The 2,899-nt window shown below is 71.4% G+C and carries 3 protein-coding genes and 1 pseudogene; all 4 read left to right on the top strand.

What is annotated here, in order from left to right; translation table 11 throughout:
- On the top strand, positions 1–855 hold an 855-nt coding region (locus tag ORI94_RS22375), incomplete at its 5' end, for an iron-containing alcohol dehydrogenase family protein (RefSeq protein WP_266078470.1).
- The gene (locus ORI94_RS22380) at positions 833–1,612 is read left to right on the top strand and encodes a CDP-alcohol phosphatidyltransferase family protein (RefSeq protein WP_266078472.1); all 780 of its coding nucleotides are present in this window, start codon (positions 833–835) and stop codon (positions 1,610–1,612) included. The genes ORI94_RS22375 and ORI94_RS22380, both read left to right, overlap by 23 nt.
- 5 nt (positions 1,613–1,617) lie before the next feature.
- Complete coding sequence (locus ORI94_RS22385) at positions 1,618–2,502, top strand: glycosyltransferase family 2 protein (protein WP_042171570.1); 885 nt, start codon at positions 1,618–1,620, stop codon at positions 2,500–2,502.
- A gap of 98 nt (positions 2,503–2,600) precedes the next feature.
- Positions 2,601–2,899: pseudogene (locus tag ORI94_RS22390) on the top strand (ABC transporter permease); the annotation flags it as partial.

The following is a 2,899-nucleotide window of genomic DNA, read 5'->3' on the forward strand; positions in this document are numbered from 1 at the left end:
GGCACCCTCGACGACGCGGTCCGGCTGGCCGGCGCCATAAAGGCCGGCCACTACGACGCGATCGTCGGACTCGGCGGCGGCAAGATCATCGACTGCGCCAAGTTCGCCGCGGCACGCGTCGGCCTCCCCCTGGTCGCCGTACCGACGAACCTCGCGCACGACGGCCTGTGCTCGCCCGTCGCCACCCTCGACAACGACGCCGGCCGCGGCTCCTACGGCGTGCCGAACCCGATCGCGGTCGTCATCGACCTCGACATCATCCGGGACGCCCCGGTGCGCTTCGTACGCGCGGGGATCGGCGACGCCGTCTCCAACGTCTCCGCCATCGCGGACTGGGAGCTGGCCAACCGGGTCAAGGGCGAGCGGATCGACGGGCTCGCCGCCGCCATGGCCCGGCAGGCCGGCGAGTCCGTGCTGCGCCACCCCGGAGGCATCGGGGACAACGACTTCCTCCAGGTGCTCGCCGAGGCACTGGTCCTCAGCGGCATCGCCATGTCGGTGTCCGGCGACTCGCGGCCGTCCTCCGGGGCCTGCCACGAGATCAACCACGCCTTCGACCTGCTCTACCCCAAGCGGGCCGCCGCCCACGGAGAGCAGTGCGGCCTGGGCGCGGCCTTCGCCATGTACCTGCGCGGCGCGCACGACGAGTCGGCGTACATGGCCGGAGTACTGCGCCGGCACGGACTGCCGGTACTGCCTCAGGAGATCGGCTTCACGGCGGAGGAGTTCGTCAAAGTCGTCGAATTCGCCCCCGAGACCCGCCCCGGCCGCTTCACGATTCTCGAACATCTCGACCTGAAGACCGAACAGATCAAGGACGTCTACGCCGACTATGTCAAGGCCATCGGTAGCTGAACTCCGTCCGGTCGTCCACCCCGCGGGGGTGAAGGACCGGCGCAGCGGTGAGCACTGGATGGGACGCCTCTACATGCGTGAGGTGTCCCTGCGGGTGGACCGCTACCTGGTGAACACCAGGGTCACGCCCAACCAGCTCACGTATCTGATGACCGTCTTCGGCGTCCTCGCCGCCCCGGCCCTGCTGGTGCCGGGGATCACGGGCGCGGTCCTCGGCCTGGTCATGGTGCAGCTGTACCTGCTGCTCGACTGCGTGGACGGCGAGATCGCCCGCTGGAAGCAGCAGTTCTCGCTCAGCGGGGTCTACCTCGACCGGGTCGGCGCCTACCTGTGCGACGCGGCCGTCCTCGTCGGGTTCGGCCTGCGCGCCGCCGACCTGTGGGGCACCGGCCGCATCGACTGGCTCTGGGCCTTCCTCGGCACCCTGGCAGCCCTCGGCGCCATCCTGATCAAGGCCGAGACCGACCTGGTGGGCGTGGCCCGGCACCAGGGCGGACTCCCGCCGGTCAAGGAGGCCGCCGCCGAGCCGCGCTCCTCCGGCATGGCGCTGGCCCGCCGGGCCGCCGGAGCCCTGAAGTTCCACCGGCTGATCCTCGGCATGGAGGCGTCGCTGCTGATCGTGGTCCTCGCGATCGTCGACACAGCCCGGGGCGACCTGTTCTTCACCCGTCTGGGTGTCGCCGTCCTCGCCGGGACAGCCCTGCTGCAGACGCTGCTGCACCTGGTGTCCGTCCTCGCCTCCAGCAGGCTGAGGTGACCGCGATGGGGTCCTCCCTCAAGGTCGGCGCGGTGATCATCACCATGGGCAACCGCCCCGACGAGCTGCGTGCCCTGCTCGACTCGGTCGCCAAGCAGGACGGCGAACCGGTCCGGGCCGTCGTCGTCGGCAACGGCTCGCCCGTCCCGGAGGTCCCCGACGGCGTGCGCACCGTCGAGCTGCCGGAGAACCTCGGCATCCCCGGCGGCCGCAACGTCGGCATCGAGGCGTTCGGCCCGAACGGCCAGGACGTCGACATCCTGCTGTTCCTCGACGACGACGGCCTCCTGGCGCAGCACGACACGGCCGAGCTGTGCCGCCAGGCGTTCACCGCCGACCCGGAGCTCGGCATCATCAGCTTCCGCATCGCCGACCCGGACACCGGCAGCACCCAGCGCCGCCACGTGCCCCGGCTGCGCGCCGCCGACCCGATGCGCTCCTCGAGGGTGACCACCTTCCTCGGCGGCGCCAACGCCGTACGCACCCGGGTCTTCGCCGACGTCGGCTGCCTGCCCGACGCGTTCTTCTACGCACACGAGGAGACCGACCTGGCCTGGCGGGCGCTCGACGCCGGCTGGATGATCGACTACCGGTCCGACATGGTGCTGTACCACCCGACCACCGCCCCCTCGCGGCACGCGGTCTACCACCGCATGGTCGCCCGCAACCGCGTCTGGCTGGCCCGCCGCAACCTTCCCGCGCTCCTGGTCCCCCTCTACCTGGGCGCCTGGATGCTGCTCACCCTGCTCCGCAGGCCCTCGCGCCCGGCCCTCAAGGCCTGGTTCGGCGGCTTCCGGGAGGGCTGGACCACCCCCAGCGGTCCTCGCCGGCCCATGAAGTGGCGTACGGTGTGGCGGCTGACCCGGCTGGGCCGGCCCCCTGTCATCTGACAAGCTCGTGTCCGGGACCATCGGGGCCGCACCCAGGCCTCCCGGCGCATGCCCGGTCCGTACGGGCCGGGCATCTCGAAGAGGGAAAGCTTTCACCAGTGAGTGAGACAACGCACGACGGCCCGGTCACGGTCAGCGCGCCCGTGCCGCCCGACGACGGCCTCACGGCGGCCGAGCTCGCCGCCAAGTACGGACTGACGGTGAGTGGCGCCCGGCCGTCGCTCGTCGAGTACGTCCGGCTGCTCTGGGGACGCCGGCACTTCATCCTCACCTTCTCCCGGGCGAAGCTGACCGCGCAGTACAGCCAGGCCAGGCTCGGCCAGCTGTGGCAGGTGGCCACGCCGCTGCTGAACGCGGCCGTGTACTTCTTCATCTTCGGCCTGCTGCTGGGCGCCCG

It is taken from the genome of Streptomyces sp. NEAU-W12, from assembly GCF_026242095.1.
Taxonomy (GTDB): Bacteria; Actinomycetota; Actinomycetes; order Streptomycetales; family Streptomycetaceae; genus Streptomyces.